The following is a 14,905-nucleotide window of genomic DNA, read 5'->3' on the forward strand; positions in this document are numbered from 1 at the left end:
CCGCGTTGCGCTCCTTGCGCGTAGCACCGCTACGCGACGCGTCGCACGCCTTGCCAGCACCCTTTCTGGGAAGAACGCATCTCACGCCTATTTATGAAATGAGTTCTAGATATCGGATACTGCCTCATCAAAAGCACGCGGCGATCTTTGCGGTCGCCGCAATTTATCCTGTCGCAAGAACAGCGCTCGCGCCGGCGGCGCAGATGAGGTACAATTCGTGCCGGCGGGCCCCTGCGCATTGTGGCATGGTCAACCTGGTCAGGTCGGGAACGAAGCAGCCACAGCCATTTCCTGCAAGTGCCGCAGACAAGGCTCGCCTCTTCCTTTGAAGTTTTCTTCAGGAAGCACTCAACAAATCGCCGACGATCGCATTCACATCGTCGCCGACATCCCTGTTTTACATCCCTTGGTTATTTCTCCGGTTGCGCGCAAATCAGTCCGCCTCAGGCCGCTTTGCCGCCGACCGTAAAGCCTATCGTCGTGATGCCGCCTCTGCTCGCCGCGAAGGCGGTGCCGCCATGCATGAGCGCGATCGCCTTGACGATGGCCAACCCGAGTCCGTGGCCGTGGATGCCGTCGATCTCGCGACGCGCCGTGTCGACGCGGTAGAAGCGGTCGAACAGGCGCGGCAGATGGCGCTGCTCGATCGGCTCGCCGGGATTGGAGACGGCGACCTGCACATCCTTGTTCTGCGCGTCGATGGATACCTTGATGCGGGCGCCGGCGGGCGAATGCTGGATGGCGTTCTGCAACAGGTTCGTCAGCGCGCGGCGGAACAGGGCGGTTTCTATCATCGAGCTGGCGTGGATGTCGCCGGTGACCTCCACCGTCATCTGCATTTCGTCGAGCACGAATTCGAAGAATTCAATGGTCTTCTGCACCTCGTCGGCAATCAGCGTGTGCACCAGGCTGGTGGCGGCCTCGCCCTGATCGCAGCGGGCCAGGAACAGCATGTCGTTGATGATGGAACGCAGCCGGTCCAGCTCTTCCAGGTTCGATTGCAGCACCGTTTCAAACTCCGGCGCGCTGCGCTCGCGCGACAGCGCCACCTGGGTCTCGCCGATCAGATTGGCCAGCGGCGTGCGCAGCTCATGGGCGACGTCGGCGTTGAAGGCTTCCAGCTGTTTATAGGCATTCTCCATGCGATCCAGCGCACCGTTGAAGGCTTGCGCCAGGTCGGACAATTCATCCGGCAACGCGGAGACGGTCAAGCGTTCGGACAGGTTTTTCGGGCTCAGCGTCTGCGCCTTGTCCGACATTTTCTTGAGCGGCTGCAAGCCGGTGCGCGCGATCCAGTAGCCGAACAGGATCACCAGAAAAACGCCGATCAGCGACAAGCCGATCATCGCCGCGACGAAGGTGCGCAGCGTTTCAAAATAAGGCTCGGTATCGACGCCCACTGTGAGGCGGATGGCTGGGCGGTCGAGATAGGCAGGCAGGATTTTGGTCAGCGTATGCAGCGGAAATTCTTTGCCTTTGATGCGCAGCCTGCCGATATTTTTGGGGTCGTAATCGAATTCGTGCAGCTCGGCCAGATCCTTGCCGTAGCTGAAGCGCGGATCGTCGCTGAACACCCAGAAGCGCACTTTGCCGTCGGCCGGCGTCAGCGTATCCAGCTTGGTTTGCACGCGCGCCCAGCGGTCCACCGTGCCGATGCGCGAGACCATGTATTCGATATCGTTGAAGGTCGTGACGAGGCCGTCGCGTTCATGACGCAGCAACTCGTTCTTGACGACGGCATACAGCACGCCGCCGATCAACGAAAAAATAATCAGCGCCGAAGCGGCAAACATCATCACCAGGCGCGTAATGATGGAATGCTTCATCCGTCTTCCTCGTCATCGTGCGGTTCATGCGATTCATGCGCGGTCACCGCCGTGCGCGGCTCCAGCACATATCCCATGCCGCGTATCGTGTGCAGCAGCTTTTGCTCGAAGGGCGCGTCGATCTTGGCGCGCAAGCGTTTGATGGCGACTTCGACCACGTTGGTGTTGCTGTCGAAATTCATGTCCCAGACCAGTTCGGCAATCGCCGTCTTGGACAGGATTTCACCCTGGCGCCGCGCCATGATCGCCAGCAGCGCGAACTCCTTGGCGGTCAGGTCGATGCGGGTGTTGTTGCGAAACGCCTTGCGGCTCAGCAGATCGATCTGCAGGTCGCCGATGCGCAGCTGCGCCGGCTCCTGCGAACGGCCGCGTCGCGTCAGCGCCTGCAGGCGCGCCAGCAGTTCGAGGAACGAGAAGGGTTTGATCAGGTAATCGTCGGCGCCGTCGTGCAAGCCCTTGATGCGGTCTTCCACGCGGTCGCGCGCCGTCAGCATGATCACCGGCGTCTGCTTGATGGTGCGCAGCGAACGCAGCACCGAGAAGCCGTCCAGGCCGGGCAGCATGACGTCCAGCACGATCACGTCGTAATCGTGCTGGATCGCCAGATGCTGGCCGTCGATGCCGTTGGCAGCCAGATCCACGGTGCACCCCTGCTCGGTCAGACCCTTGCAGAGGTACTCCGCCATCTTGTGCTCGTCTTCGACAATCAGAACTTTCATTCCTGCTCCTGGTACCGCGTTCATGGGCATGTGACTATTAGTGCGATTCTATTACAGGTGTTGCGCCTTTCTTGGCTGCCTTGCGCGCTGCGCGTGCTTCCTTCTTGTTCATGTACCAGTAGTGGGCGCGGTCCAGATACAGATAGATCACCGGCGTCGTGAACAGCGTCAGCGCCTGCGACAGCACCAGACCGCCGACCATCGCATAACCGAGCGGACGGCGCAGTTCGGAACCGGCGCCATGGCCCAGCATCAGCGGCAGGCCGGACAGCAGTGCGCACATGGTGGTCATCATGATCGGACGGAAGCGCAGCAGGCAAGCCTGATAGATCGCTTCTTCCGGCTTCATGCCGTGCTGGCGTTCGGCGGTCAGGGCGAAGTCGATCATCATGATGCCGTTCTTCTTGACGATACCGATCAGCAAGATGATGCCGATGAGCGCAATCACGCTCAGGTCGTAGCCGCCCGCCATCAGGATCAGCAGGGCGCCCACGCCGGCCGACGGCAGCGTCGACAGAATCGTCAGCGGATGGATGTAGCTCTCATACAGCAGACCCAGCACGATATACACCGCAATGAGCGCCGCCGCGATCAGGTAAGGCTGCGAAGCCAGCGAATCGCCGAAGGCCTTGGCCGTGCCCTGGAAGGCGCCGGTCAGGGTGGTAGGCACGCCCATTTCCGCCTGCGCCTGGTTGATGGCGTCGACCGCTTCGCCCAGTGCCACGCCCTGCGCCAGGTTGAAGGAAATCGTCACCGCCGGGAACTGGCTCTGGTGGCTGATCGACAGATACGCGGTCTTGGTCGTGTCGATCTTGATGAAGGTCGATAGCGGCACTTGCTGGCCGGTGATCGGCGAGGTCAGGTACAGCTTGTTGAACAGCGCCGGATCTTTTTGCAGTTCAGGCGTGACTTCCAGCACCACGTGGTAGCTGTTGATCTGGGTGAAGTACTGCGCCACCTGGCGTTGGCCGATCGCATCGTAGATCGTCGCATCGATCAGCGACGGCGAGATGCCGAAACTGGAAGCGCGTGCGCGGTCGATCGTGATGGTCGCCGTCGCCGCGTTGTTTTGCTGGTCGGAAGCGACGTCGGTCAGTTCCTTCATCTTGCGCAGGCGATCCACCACCTTCGGCGCCCAGACATTGAGCTCGTCCAGGTTGGAGTCGGTCAGCGTGTACTGATATTGCGTACGCGCCAGACGACCGCCGACGTTGATGTCCTGGCTGGCCTGCATGAACAGGTTCACGCCCTGGATCCTGGCGACTTGCGGACGCAGGCGCGTGATGATTTCGCCGGCGTCGGCGGTTCGGCCCTGATCCTTCGGTTTCAGCGCAATGAAGAAGTTGCCGGTATTGAACGTCGTCGAACCGGCGCTCATGGCAAAACCGGTGACGTCGGGATCCTTGCGGACCACTTCCGCAACCTGCAACAAACGACGGCGCATCGCCTCCGAAGAGATGTCCTGCGCCGATTCCGCAAAGCCGACGATCACGCCGTTATCCTGTTGCGGGAAGAAGCCCTTGGGAATGACCACGAACAGGAACGCAGTGAACGCCACCGTGCCGATGAAAGTCAACAAGGTGATGAACTGGTGACGCATCACGACGTCGAGGCCGCGCTTGTAGCCGTTCAGCATGATGTCGAAGAAACGCTCGAACAGCTGGTACAACTTGCCATGTTGTTCGGCATGGCTGTTCTTGAGGAAACGCGAGCACAGCATCGGCGTCAGCGTCAGCGAGATGATCACCGACACGCCGATGGTCAGCGTCACGGTCACGGCGAATTCGCGGAACAGACGGCCGACGATGCCGCCCATCAGCAGCAGCGGAATGAACACCGCCACCAGCGACACCGAGATCGAGATGATGGTGAAGCCGATTTCGCTGGAGCCTTTCAGAGCCGCTTCCATCGGCGACATGCCTTCTTCGACGTAGCGGTAAATGTTTTCCAGCATCACGATCGCATCGTCGACCACGAAGCCGACCGCAATCGTCAGCGCCATCAGCGACAGGTTGTCGAGACTGTAGCCGACCAGGTACATCACTGCAGCCGTGCCCATCAGCGCCAGCGGCACGGTGATGCTCGGGATCAGCGTCGCCGCGACATTGCGCAGGAACACGAAGATCACCATCACCACCAGTGCAATGGTCAGGATCAGCGTGAACTCGACGTCTTCCACCGAGGCGCGGATGGTTTGGGTGCGGTCGATCAGCGTATTGACGTGCACGCTGGCGGGGATCGCGGCGCGCAGACGCGGCATCGCCGCCTGGATGCGGCCCACGGTTTCGATCACGTTGGCGCCCGGCTGCTTGGTGATGGCCAGCACGATCGAGCGGCCGTTGGTGAGCGTGCTGTCGGGCGCTGCCGCGGCGCCGGCGAAGGCCCACGCCGCGATCTTGTTGTTTTCCGGACCGTCGACGGCGACGCCGATGTCGCGGATGCGGATAGGGGCGCCGTTCTTGTAGGCCAGCACCATGTCGTTCCAAGGTTCGGCAGTCAGCAACTGGTCGTTGGTGTAGACGGTGAAGCTCTGATGCTGGCCGTCGACCGTGCCCTTGGGCTGGTTGACGGTGGTCGTGGCGATCACGCCGCGGATGTCTTCCAGGCTCAGGCCCATGGTCGCCAGCTTGGCCGGATCGACCTGGATGCGCACGGCCGGTTTTTGCTGGCCGTTGACGCTGACCAGACCGACGCCGGAGATCTGCGAGATCTGCTGCGCCAGGATATTGTCGGCGTAGTCATTGACCTGCGTCAGCGGCAACGCGTCCGACTGCACCGACATGATCATGATCGGCGAATCGGCCGGATTGATCTTGCGGAAGGTCGGCGGGTTGGGCAGGTTGGTCGGCAACTGACCGGTCGAGGCATTGATCGCCGCCTGGACATCCAGCGCGGCGGCGTCGATGTTGCGGTTGAGGTCGAACTGCAAGGTGATCTGGGTGCTGCCCAGCGCGCTCTGCGAGGTCATCTGCGTCAGGCCTGCAATCAGCGAGAACTGGCGCTCCAGCGGCTGCGCCACGTTGGACGCCATGGTTTCCGGACTGCCGCCGGGCAAGCTGGCGGAGACCTGGAGCGTAGGGAAGTCGACCTGCGGCAGCGGGGCCACCGGCAGCAGCGGCCAGACGGCGATGCCGACCAGCAGGATAGCGATCGCGAGCAGCGTGGTGCCGATCGGACGCTTGATGAAGGTAGCGGAAACACTCACTTGGCGGGTCCTTTCGCAGCGGCGGCGTTGGCTTTGTTCTCGACGATGCGGCTGCCCGGCTTCAGCTTGTACTGACCGTCAAGCACGACGCGTTGTCCCGCTTCCACGCCCTTGGTGATGACCGCGATGCCGTCCTGGATGCGCGCCACCACGACCGGCTGGATCGCGGCAGTCTCGTCTGCCTTGACGATGTAGACGTAAGTGCCTTCCTGGTTACGCTGGATGGCGGCGGCCGGTAGCGTCAGCGCCACGCCGTGGTCATCCATCTGCAGGTTGACGTTGACGTACTGGCCCGGCCACAGCGTGTGCTGCGGGTTGGTGAAGCGCGCCTTCAGTTGCACCGTGCCGCTGGTGGTGTCGATCTGGTTGTTCAGCAAAATCAGGTTGCCGGTACCCAGCGGATCCTTGTTGTTGGTGCGCGCGTAGGCCGTGACCTTGAGTGATTTGTGATTGGTCAGCTGGGCGCGGTTGATGGCCGGCACCGCTTCTTCCGGCAGGGTGAACTGTACGGTGATCGGATCGATCTGGTTGATCACCACCAGGCCGTTGGCGTCGGTGGCGTGGACGATATTTCCCGCATCCACCAGGCGCGCGCCGACACGGCCGCTGATCGGCGCGTTGATGGTGGTGTAGCTGAGCTGCACCTTGGCGTAGCTGATCTGCGCTTCGTCGGTCTTGACGGCGGCTTCCAGCTGCGCGACCAGTGCTTTTTGCGTATCGAGCTGTTGTTGCGTGGCGGCGTCTTGCTGACGCAGCGTGGTGTAGCGTTGCAAGTCGATCTTCGCGTTGGTCAGCTGCGCCTGATCCTTGGCCTGCTGCGCCTGCACTTGCGCCAGTTGGGCCTGCAATGCGCGCGGATCGATTTGCGCCAGCAGTTGGCCGGCCTTGACGTCCTGGCCTTCGGTGAAAGCAACCTTGTCGAGCTGGCCGTCGATGCGCGCTTTGACGGTGACGCTGGCGTTGGCGGTGACGGTACCGACGCCGGCCAGGTACAACGGCACGTCGCGCTCCTGCACTTGTACGGTGGTCACGGAAATCGCCGGACCCTGCTGCGACTGCGGGTTGGGCGCCGCGACGGCGTCGGTGCGATGCATCAGCGCCCAGGAACCGCCGCCGACGAGGGCGACAACCGCAGCGGAAATCAACAGAGTGGAAGGTTTTTGAATGAATGAAGTAGTCATACTTTTACTCGCAAGATTGTTTTTCTTAGTTGGCTTTGGCGGCAGTATTCGTTGCCGTCGCCGTTGTCTGATTGATTTCGCCGACGCGCCAGCCGCCGCCGACCGCCTTGATCAGCGCCACGCTGGCAACCAGCTGGCGGCCGAGCAAGGTCACGGCGGTGCGTTGGTTGGTCAGCGATGCGGCCTGTGTCGTGACAACCGACAGATACGTCGCGGTGCCGGCCTGATACTGGCTCAGCGCGAGCCGCTCGGACAACTGCGCCGCCTTGACGGCCTGATCCTGGACCTGGCTTTCCTGATCCAGCACGCGCAAGGTCGAGAGGTTGTCTTCCACCTCTTGCAGACCGCCGAGCACAGTTTGCTTGTACGTCGCGACCGAAGCATCGAAGGCCGCCGTTGCCTGATCGTTGCGGGCGCTGCGCGCGCCGCCGTCGAACAGCGTTGCCGCAAGCGTGGCGCCCAGCGACCAGACCCGGCTTGGCGTATCGAACAATTGAGAGAAGGCGATCGCGCTATAGCCGCCGGTCGCGCTCAGGGTCAGCGTCGGGAAGTAAGCGGCGCGCGCCACGCCTATATTGGCGTTGGCGGCGGCAGCCAGACGTTCGGCGTTGGCGATGTCGGGGCGACGCTCCAGCAGATCGGACGGCAAGCCTGTCGGCGTGGGCGGCATGCTTGCTTGCAACGCCGCGCCGTCGGTAGTCACGGGCGCCAGCGTGAATACCGCGGGCGCCTTGCCGACGAGGATGGCGATGGCGTGTTCCAGCTGGTTGCGCGTGGCGTCGAGGTCGATCAGTTGCGCCTGGGCGGAACGCAATTGCGTCTCCGCTTGCGCCACGTCGGAGCGCAAGGCCACGCCGGCTTCATATTGATGCTGGGTCAGTTGCAGCGAACGGGTGTAGGCGGCGACGGTGCGCGCATACAAATCCTTTTGCAGATCGGTCACGCGCAGCTGCAGGTAATCCTGCGCCAGCGTCGCCTGGATGCTCAGGCGCGCCGCCGCGAGGCTGGCGGCGCCGGCTTCGCTGGTGGCGTCGCCGGCTTCCACCGAGCGGCGCACGCGGCCCCAGATGTCCGCTTCCCACGAAGCATTCAGGCCGACGGCGTAGGTATCGGTCAGCCGGCTGCCTGACGTAGCACTGTTGGTCCGCGCGCGGCTGGGGCCGCCGGAAGCGCCGATCGTCGGCCACAGGCTGGCGCGCGCGATGGCGGCGGTGGCCTGGGCCTGGCGATATTGCGCTTCGGCGAAGCGGATATTCTGGTTGGCCTTGTTGGCTTGATCGACCAGGTCGTTCAGCACCGGATCCTTGTAGGACTCCCACCAGCGGTGATTGCTGTCGATCTGGCCGGGTTCAGCGATTTTCCAGGGCCCCTGTTCTTTATAGGCGGCGGGCAAATCCATTTGCGGACGAACGTAATCCGGTCCGACGGCGCAACCGCCGAGCAGGACGGCTGCGGCCAACGTGATTGCGAACAAAGCCGGGGCAGGTTTGAAGGCGTATTGAGGTGGCGATTTGGCGGTCGCTGTCATTGGTGGATTCCGAAACATGGTTGGACGTTGCATTGACGGGAGATCAAAGGGAAATGCCGATGGGCGTCGGCAGGATACCTGTCGACGCCTTTCTACAGCATTACTGTACGAGGGGGAGGTCAACCTGAAGCTGACGGAAAGATGACAATTTTGTCAGTTTCAGGATGGGGAGTAGGTTGTTTGTATTTTGTTGTTGTTGATGCAATGAAATTACAGCGGCCAGGCGCGCTGCAAAATCTCATTCTGCAGTACGGCGGCATCCGCAGCGCCGGCCGGCAGCGTGCCGTAGACGCGGCCATTGGCGGCGTCGTTGCGACTGAGAACGAAAACATGCGCCATCGCCGCCGGCGCATGTTGCAACATCAATGCGCCCTGCACGGTCAGGATCAGTTGTTGCACCAGCCTGCGCGCCAGCATTTCGCGTTGCTCCGGCGGCGTGGTCAGCAGTTGCTTCAATGCGTCCAGCGGCGCCTGCAGAACGTGGTGGCCATCGGCGACTTGCTGCAACTCTTCCAGCAACAGGATGCAGCCTTCCGGTTCGCGCTCCATGGCGCGCAGCACGTCGAGGCACATGACGTTGCCCGAGCCTTCCCAGATCGAATTGACCGGCGCTTCGCGATACATGCGCGCCATCGGCGCCGTCTCGACATAGCCGTTGCCGCCCCAGACTTCCATGCATTCTCCGGTGAATTCCAGTGCGCGCTTGCAGATCCAGAACTTGGCCGCCGGCGTGACGATGCGCCGCCATGCGCGTTGCAGCGGATCGTTGGGCGATTCGAAGGCGCGCGCCAGGCGCAGCATCAGCAGCGTTGCCGCTTCGCTTTCCAGCGCCAGATCGGACAGCACGTTGCGCATCAGCGCCTGCTCGGCCAACTGCTTGCCGAATGCGCTGCGATGACGCGCATGGTGGATCGCCTGGATCAGCGCATGGCGCATCAGTCCGGCGCTGCCGATGACGCAGTCCAGGCGCGTGTGATTCGCCATTTCGATGATGGTCGGAATGCCGCGTCCTTCATCGCCCACCATCACGCCGTAGGCCTCCTCGAACTCGACTTCGCTGCTGGAGTTGGAACGGTTGCCGAGTTTGTCCTTGAGGCGCTGGATCAACACGCCGTTCTTTTGCACGTCGGGCCGCCAGCGCGGCACGAAGAAGCACGACAGGCCGTTGTCGGTGCGCGCCAGCACCATGTGCGCATCGCACATCGGCGCCGAGAAAAACCATTTGTGGCCGATCAGCGTATATGCCGCGCCGCGTCCGCTGCCGTTGAGCGGGCGCGCGGCGGTGGTGTTGCTGCGTACGTCGGAACCGCCTTGCTTTTCGGTCATGCCCATGCCGATCAGCATCGAACGTTTTTGCTCCAGCGGCAGGTCGCGCGGATCGTGTTCGCGCGAAAACAGTTTGTCGCGCACCAGCGGGAACAGCGCATCTTCATTGCGCAGCACCGGCAGCGAGGCGAAGGTCATGGTGGTCGGGCAGAGCGATCCCGCTTCCACCTGCGCGTGGAGGAAATAGCCGGCAGCACGCGCCACATGCGCGCCAGGCATGCCTTCATAGGCCGGCATCCATGGCAGCGCATGCAAGGCTTCGCGGCGCAGCAGCGCCAGCAGCGCATGCCAGCTGGGATGGAAGTCGACGCGGTCGATGCGGTTGCCGAAGCGATCGTGGGTTTGCAGTTCGGGAGTGTGACGGTTGGCCAGTTCGGCCAGTTGCAGCACGTCGGCGCTGCCGAGTTCGGCGCCGTAATTGGAAAGCGGGGCTGCATGCCAGCCGGCTTGTCCGTGCTGCACGCCTTCGCTCAGGGCCAGGTCGGTGCTGTACAGATTGACATCTTTCAGCGCGGGAACCTGGTTGGTGACTTCATGCGTTTTCATTGCAGCTCCTGTACGTGGACGGGCGGGCAGACAACGGCGCGGACAGTGTAAGGCATTCATCGCCGGGAAAACAGAATAAAACGCAGAACAAAATGCAGAACAAAACCGCCATTAGGTGAATTTGCTATAACTATATAAGTATCTTGTCGCTAGGGCCTTCCGGCACATGACAAAGACTCATATTAAAATGAGGATCCTGAAAGGACTCCTCCGACCATGCCTTACCTGACCATCGAAGATACCATCGGCAATACGCCCCTGATTCAATTGCAACGCATCGGCGGCGAAGAGGTCGCGCGACGCAACAACGTCATCCTCGGCAAGATGGAAGGCAACAATCCCGCCGGTTCGGTCAAGGACCGCGCCGCGTTGTCGATGATCCGCCGCGCCGAAGAACGCGGCCAGATCAAGCCCGGCGATACGCTGATCGAAGCCACCAGCGGCAACACCGGCATCGCGCTGGCGATGGTGGCGGCAATGCGCGGCTACAAGATGGTTTTGCTGATGCCGGAAAACCTCAGTGAAGAACGCCGTCAAAGCATGGCCGCCTACGGCGCCAGGATCGTGCTCACGCCCAAGAGCGGCGGCATGGAATACGCGCGCGACCTGGCCGAACAGATGCAGAAGGAAGGCCAGGGCCTGATCCTCGACCAGTTCGCCAATGCCGACAACCCGCTGGCGCACTACGAAACCACCGGTCCCGAACTGTGGCGCGACACAGCAGGCCGCATCACCCATTTCGTCAGCGCCATGGGCACCACCGGCACCATCATGGGCGTGTCGCGCTACCTGAAAGAACAGAATCCGGAGATCCAGATCATCGGCGCGCAGCCGGAAGAAGGCTCGTCGATCCCGGGCATCCGCAAATGGCCGGAAGCCTATCTGCCGAAGATCTATGAAAAACCGCGTGTCGACCAGCTGGAATACGTCAGCCAGGCCGCAGCCGAAAACATGGCGCGCAAGCTGGCGATGGTGGAAGGCTTGTTCTGCGGCATCTCCGCGGCAGGTGCATGTGAAGTCGCGTTGCGCGTCGCGCAGCAGGTGGAGAATGCGACCATCGTGTTCGTGGTCTGCGATCGCGGCGACCGCTATCTGTCGACGGGGGTGTTCCCGGCGTAAGCGCGGGAATCAGCGTGCAAATGATGAATATATGGTGAGCGCATGTTTGCGCGTTCTCTACAATAAAAAACGGAGCCTCAGGCTCCGTTTTTTTATTCCATACCCGGTGTTGCAGGCGCGCCTGGCTTCGGTTTGAACTGCTTGTCGCTGATGCGGAATTTTTCGCGGCGATCGCCCATCAGTTCGCGCAGTTCGCGGATCGACAGTTCGCTGACTTCGTGCATGCGAATCAGCAGGGACGCACCAACCGGCAGGCGGCGGTGACGGATCTTGCTGATCACCGGCGGCGCCACTTCCAGCGCACGCGAGAGGGCGGCATCGTTCTTCAGATGCAGCTTCTCGATCAAGGCGTCGAGCAGGTGGTTGGGATCGTAGTTGATTTGATCCGAAAGAGAAGTATCGTTGGTGCCATTAGGTGTAGTCATGATCGGACGTTCCATTATGCAGATGTTTATAGGGGCCTTGTTTGTGCAAGTGCTATTAGTTCTTGGTAAAACTGCAAAACGTGGTTAACCAGTTTCCATCAGAGGTGCCATTCTTTTCCCACTGCAACATACACAACTCGAACCAAGGCCACAGGGATCAGTCGGTCTGACTTGCCAGCCTTCACTATTCGTTCCCTGTTTCACACTCCGGCACTGGCAAAAACGGCAATGTTGACACCAGTACATCCGGTGAGAAAAGTCTATTACAAAATAGTTGCGAAAAATCACCTCGAATTTGTAACAGATATTAACAGGATTTTTTCTATATTTGGTGTTGTTTCTTTGATACGACAAAAGACAGCCGATTCCAGCCGTTTAAGCCGAGATCCCGTATGGTGGCAATGTTTCGCTCGAAAATCATGCTTGCTTCGGGGAAAGCCTGGACGGCGCGATCGATGCTGCTTTCTCGCAACAGATGCAAAACCGGATAGGGAGAGCGGTTGGTGAAGTTGTCGATATCGTCCGGCAAGGCGTCGGCGAATTGGTAGTCAGGATGGAAACTGGCTATTTGCAGTTCGCCTTCCAGACCGGCGTTTTCCAGTACCTTGTCGGCAACATCGAGGAAACTGTTGTAATCCAAGAAATCTTGCAACACGCGCGGATGGATCAGCACCGTGGTGTCGGTTGCTTCCGGATCGCAGTCTTGCAAATGCTGCAATTCGCGCAACAAGTCATTGGCGAGATCGGCTTCGGTTTCGGCGTGGCTGACGACATAGCGGATCTGGTCTTTGACGTAGACCGATTTGGCGAAAGGGCAAAGGTTGAGGCCGATCACGGCCTCGCTGATCCAGGCTTGCGTGAGCGCAATCACCTCGTCGTCGGAAGGAAACGGTGCGGTATTCATGGCGGCATTGTCTCATGGCGTCCGCGCCCAAAACAGTACGGACAGCGAGGGAGGCAGCGGAAACGGCCGGAAATCGGCTATGCTTCACATCCTTCGCAAGCAACCCGTATTACCTTAAGTACAAAAAGACCTCTATGGCGCTCAAAGCAACCATCTTCAAAGCCGATCTGCAAATTTCCGACATGGACCGGCACTACTACCAGAACCACACGCTGACCATCGCCCGTCACCCCTCGGAAACCGACGAACGCATGATGATCCGTGTGCTGGCCTTCGCGCTCAACGCCAGCGAATCGCTGACCTTCGGCAAGGGCTTGTCGGACGTGGAAGAGCCGGACATCTGGCAAAAGGACCTGACCGGCGCCATCGACCTGTGGATCGAAGTCGGCCAGCCCGACGACAAGCGCATCCTCAAGGCCTGCGGCCGCGCCGCGCGCGTGATCGTCTACAGCTACAGCAGCGTCAGCAATATCTGGTGGAACCAGACCGGCAGCCGCGTCGAGCGCGCCAGAAACCTGACCGTCGTCAATATCGCCTCCGAAACCAGCCAGGCGCTGGAAAAGCTGGCGCAACGCTCCATGCAACTGCAATGCACGATTCAGGATGGGCAGATCTGGCTGGGCAGTAACGAAGACATGGTGCAGATCGATCCGCAGATCATCAAGCCGTAGCCAGCAAGTCGCGCACCGACGGCAGCATGTCGAGTGATTTGAGACGGGACAGCAGCAGGGCACCGTTGCTGTCATTGCCGGCTTCGATGCATTTCATGAATTTGCCGTCAATTTCTTCCTGGCGCATCGGACATTGCGCCGCGCCGCGCGCATACGCCTGGAATCCTTCCACCCAATCACGGCCGGCGGCCTTGATCAGCACGTTTGCTCCTTCCGGCGCTGCCTCACAGGCGCCGGCCAGACTCCAACGCGGGCCGACGGTCATCTTGATGCGCTTCATCAGGGCGACGATGCGCGGCTCCTGCAAGACCGCACTATCCAGATGCGCTAATTCCACCGTGCCGTACAACAAGGACACCGCGACGGCGAAGGGCATGCTGAATTGCGCCTCCTGCCGTGTCGCCGGCTTGTTGTAAATCAGATTGGCAAAGACGATCTGCGGCACGTCGCAGACGATCTCTGCAATGTCGTCCACTTGGATATCGTGCCTTGTGACGATGGCCATGGCGGCATCGACGGCGGCGTGCGAAGACAGGCAAAGCGGAATGCGCTTGAGGTCGACGCCGGGCGATTCCATGAACCATGGTGAACCTGAACCGAGTTGCGCGATCATGGCGACGTTGAATTCGCCGTGATTGAACAAGCCTGTAAAACCATTCCAATGCTCGAAAGCATCGTGGGGTCCGCCGGCGCCTTGCGCAGCCAGCAGCGCGGCGACCACCCCGGCCTCTGCGGCGCGACCTGCCATCAATGCCTTGGCGTCGGTGCCGAAGCAGGCTTTCAGGCCGCCCGTGCCGGCCACCGCCAGTCCCAATGCCGAGGCGGTTTGTTTGCGGTCCAGCTTGAGCAGCCAGGCCGCCGCCGCGCAGGCGCCGATAGGACCGAGCACGCCGGTGGTCCACCAGCCCTGATCGTAGAGAATGCTGTTGGTCGCGGCGCCGACGGCGTATTCACATTCGGATCCGACGATGAACGCCGTCAGCAAATCCTTGCCGGAGGCATTGCGCTTTTGCGCGACCGCAATGGCGGCCGGCGCGATCGCCGCAGAGCCGTGTACGAAACCCGCGTAGCAATTATCGTCAAAGTCCAGCGCATGCGCCGACGCGCCGTTGACGAAGGCCGCCGCCGGCGCGGAAAACAATTGCGGACTGCCGACGACTGCGGCATCGCCGCGCGAACCGGCATCCATGGCGATGGCGCGCGCGGTGCGGGCCACTGCCGTCGCGGCGCCGGCGAAAGCCACGCCGATGGTGTCGAGCAGGCAGTTGGTGGCGATGGCGCGGACGGCAGCGGGAATGTCGCTGTGTTGCAGGTCGCAGATCCAATCGGCCAGGCGTTCAATGGCGGTAGGGTGAGTCATGGTGTGACGCTATGTCATGGATGGGGAAAGCAGTGGTGTTGCCTGCCCGATGCGATTCTGTCGCCGGGATTCATCCGGGATGAAACGGCATCAGG

Annotated in this window: 11 protein-coding genes and 1 other RNA gene; 3 read left to right on the forward strand and 9 right to left on the reverse strand. The window is 61.2% G+C overall.

Annotated elements, in window-relative coordinates:
* Window positions 1-222: 222 nt before the first annotated feature.
* Window positions 223-321: signal recognition particle sRNA small type (ffs, locus tag PMI16_RS25420), an RNA gene on the forward strand.
* A gap of 122 nt (window positions 322-443) precedes the next feature.
* Here the strand turns inward: ffs and PMI16_RS17830 are convergent.
* The 6 genes from PMI16_RS17830 to PMI16_RS17855 all read right to left on the reverse strand — a co-directional run bounded on the left by PMI16_RS17830 (window position 444) and on the right by PMI16_RS17855 (window position 10,331).
* On the reverse strand, window positions 444-1,826 hold the full coding sequence (locus PMI16_RS17830) for a heavy metal sensor histidine kinase (RefSeq protein WP_007882131.1): 1,383 nt from the start codon (window positions 1,824-1,826) through the stop codon (window positions 444-446).
* A complete protein-coding gene (locus tag PMI16_RS17835) occupies window positions 1,823-2,545 on the reverse strand; it encodes a heavy metal response regulator transcription factor (protein ID WP_007882132.1) in 723 nt (240 codons plus the stop codon). The genes PMI16_RS17830 and PMI16_RS17835 overlap by 4 nt, the downstream gene beginning before the upstream one ends.
* Window positions 2,546-2,582: 37 nt before the next feature.
* Window positions 2,583-5,750: an efflux RND transporter permease subunit gene (locus PMI16_RS17840; RefSeq protein WP_007882133.1), complete on the reverse strand. Its 3,168-nt coding sequence runs from the start codon at window positions 5,748-5,750 to the stop codon at window positions 2,583-2,585.
* Window positions 5,747-6,931, reverse strand: coding sequence for an efflux RND transporter periplasmic adaptor subunit (locus PMI16_RS17845; protein ID WP_007882134.1), 1,185 nt, complete (start codon window positions 6,929-6,931; stop codon window positions 5,747-5,749). Before PMI16_RS17845 ends, PMI16_RS17840 begins: the two co-directional genes overlap by 4 nt.
* A 25-nt stretch (window positions 6,932-6,956) precedes the next feature.
* The gene (locus PMI16_RS17850; RefSeq protein WP_007882136.1) at window positions 6,957-8,459 is read right to left on the reverse strand and encodes an efflux transporter outer membrane subunit; all 1,503 of its coding nucleotides are present in this window, start codon (window positions 8,457-8,459) and stop codon (window positions 6,957-6,959) included.
* Between the two features lie 210 nt (window positions 8,460-8,669).
* On the reverse strand, window positions 8,670-10,331 hold the full coding sequence (locus tag PMI16_RS17855; protein WP_007882138.1) for an isovaleryl-CoA dehydrogenase: 1,662 nt from the start codon (window positions 10,329-10,331) through the stop codon (window positions 8,670-8,672).
* 216 nt (window positions 10,332-10,547) lie between these two features.
* Between PMI16_RS17855 and cysM the strand changes: the two genes are divergently transcribed.
* Complete coding sequence (gene cysM, locus PMI16_RS17860) at window positions 10,548-11,450, forward strand: cysteine synthase CysM (protein ID WP_007882139.1); 903 nt, start codon at window positions 10,548-10,550, stop codon at window positions 11,448-11,450.
* Window positions 11,451-11,542: 92 nt separating this feature from the next.
* Here cysM and PMI16_RS17865 read toward each other — a convergent pair whose 3' ends face one another.
* Both PMI16_RS17865 and PMI16_RS17870 read right to left on the reverse strand, forming a co-directional pair.
* Window positions 11,543-11,875, reverse strand: coding sequence for a hypothetical protein (locus PMI16_RS17865; protein WP_007882140.1), 333 nt, complete (start codon window positions 11,873-11,875; stop codon window positions 11,543-11,545).
* Window positions 11,876-12,197: 322 nt separating this feature from the next.
* On the reverse strand, window positions 12,198-12,779 hold the full coding sequence (locus PMI16_RS17870) for a DUF1415 domain-containing protein (RefSeq protein WP_007882142.1): 582 nt from the start codon (window positions 12,777-12,779) through the stop codon (window positions 12,198-12,200).
* A gap of 134 nt (window positions 12,780-12,913) precedes the next feature.
* Between PMI16_RS17870 and PMI16_RS17875 the strand changes: the two genes are divergently transcribed.
* Entirely contained in the window at window positions 12,914-13,450 is a 537-nt protein-coding gene (locus PMI16_RS17875; protein WP_007882143.1) for a YaeQ family protein, read from the forward strand.
* Here PMI16_RS17875 and PMI16_RS17880 read toward each other — a convergent pair.
* On the reverse strand, window positions 13,440-14,810 hold the full coding sequence (locus tag PMI16_RS17880) for an MmgE/PrpD family protein (RefSeq protein ID WP_007882144.1): 1,371 nt from the start codon (window positions 14,808-14,810) through the stop codon (window positions 13,440-13,442). The two genes, PMI16_RS17875 and PMI16_RS17880, sit on opposite strands and share 11 nt — an antisense overlap.
* Between the last annotated feature and the right edge of the window lie 95 nt (window positions 14,811-14,905).

Source organism: Herbaspirillum sp. CF444, assembly GCF_000282135.1.
Lineage (GTDB): Bacteria > Pseudomonadota > Gammaproteobacteria > Burkholderiales > Burkholderiaceae_D > Herbaspirillum.

Excerpts from the sequence above, each read along its gene's own strand:
- PMI16_RS17845 (WP_007882134.1), bottom strand. The coding sequence starts at position 6,931 with ATGACTACTTCATTCATTCAAAAACCTTCCACTCTGTTGATTTCCGCT.
- PMI16_RS17850 (WP_007882136.1), bottom strand. The coding sequence starts at position 8,459 with ATGACAGCGACCGCCAAATCGCCACCTCAATACGCCTTCAAACCTGCC.
- PMI16_RS17880 (WP_007882144.1), bottom strand. The coding sequence starts at position 14,810 with ATGACTCACCCTACCGCCATTGAACGCCTGGCCGATTGGATCTGCGAC.
- PMI16_RS17870 (WP_007882142.1), bottom strand. The coding sequence starts at position 12,779 with ATGAATACCGCACCGTTTCCTTCCGACGACGAGGTGATTGCGCTCACG.
- cysM (WP_007882139.1), top strand. The coding sequence starts at position 10,548 with ATGCCTTACCTGACCATCGAAGATACCATCGGCAATACGCCCCTGATT.
- PMI16_RS17855 (WP_007882138.1), bottom strand. The coding sequence starts at position 10,331 with ATGAAAACGCATGAAGTCACCAACCAGGTTCCCGCGCTGAAAGATGTC.
- PMI16_RS17865 (WP_007882140.1), bottom strand. The coding sequence starts at position 11,875 with ATGACTACACCTAATGGCACCAACGATACTTCTCTTTCGGATCAAATC.
- PMI16_RS17830 (WP_007882131.1), bottom strand. The coding sequence starts at position 1,826 with ATGAAGCATTCCATCATTACGCGCCTGGTGATGATGTTTGCCGCTTCG.
- PMI16_RS17835 (WP_007882132.1), bottom strand. The coding sequence starts at position 2,545 with ATGAAAGTTCTGATTGTCGAAGACGAGCACAAGATGGCGGAGTACCTC.
- PMI16_RS17875 (WP_007882143.1), top strand. The coding sequence starts at position 12,914 with ATGGCGCTCAAAGCAACCATCTTCAAAGCCGATCTGCAAATTTCCGAC.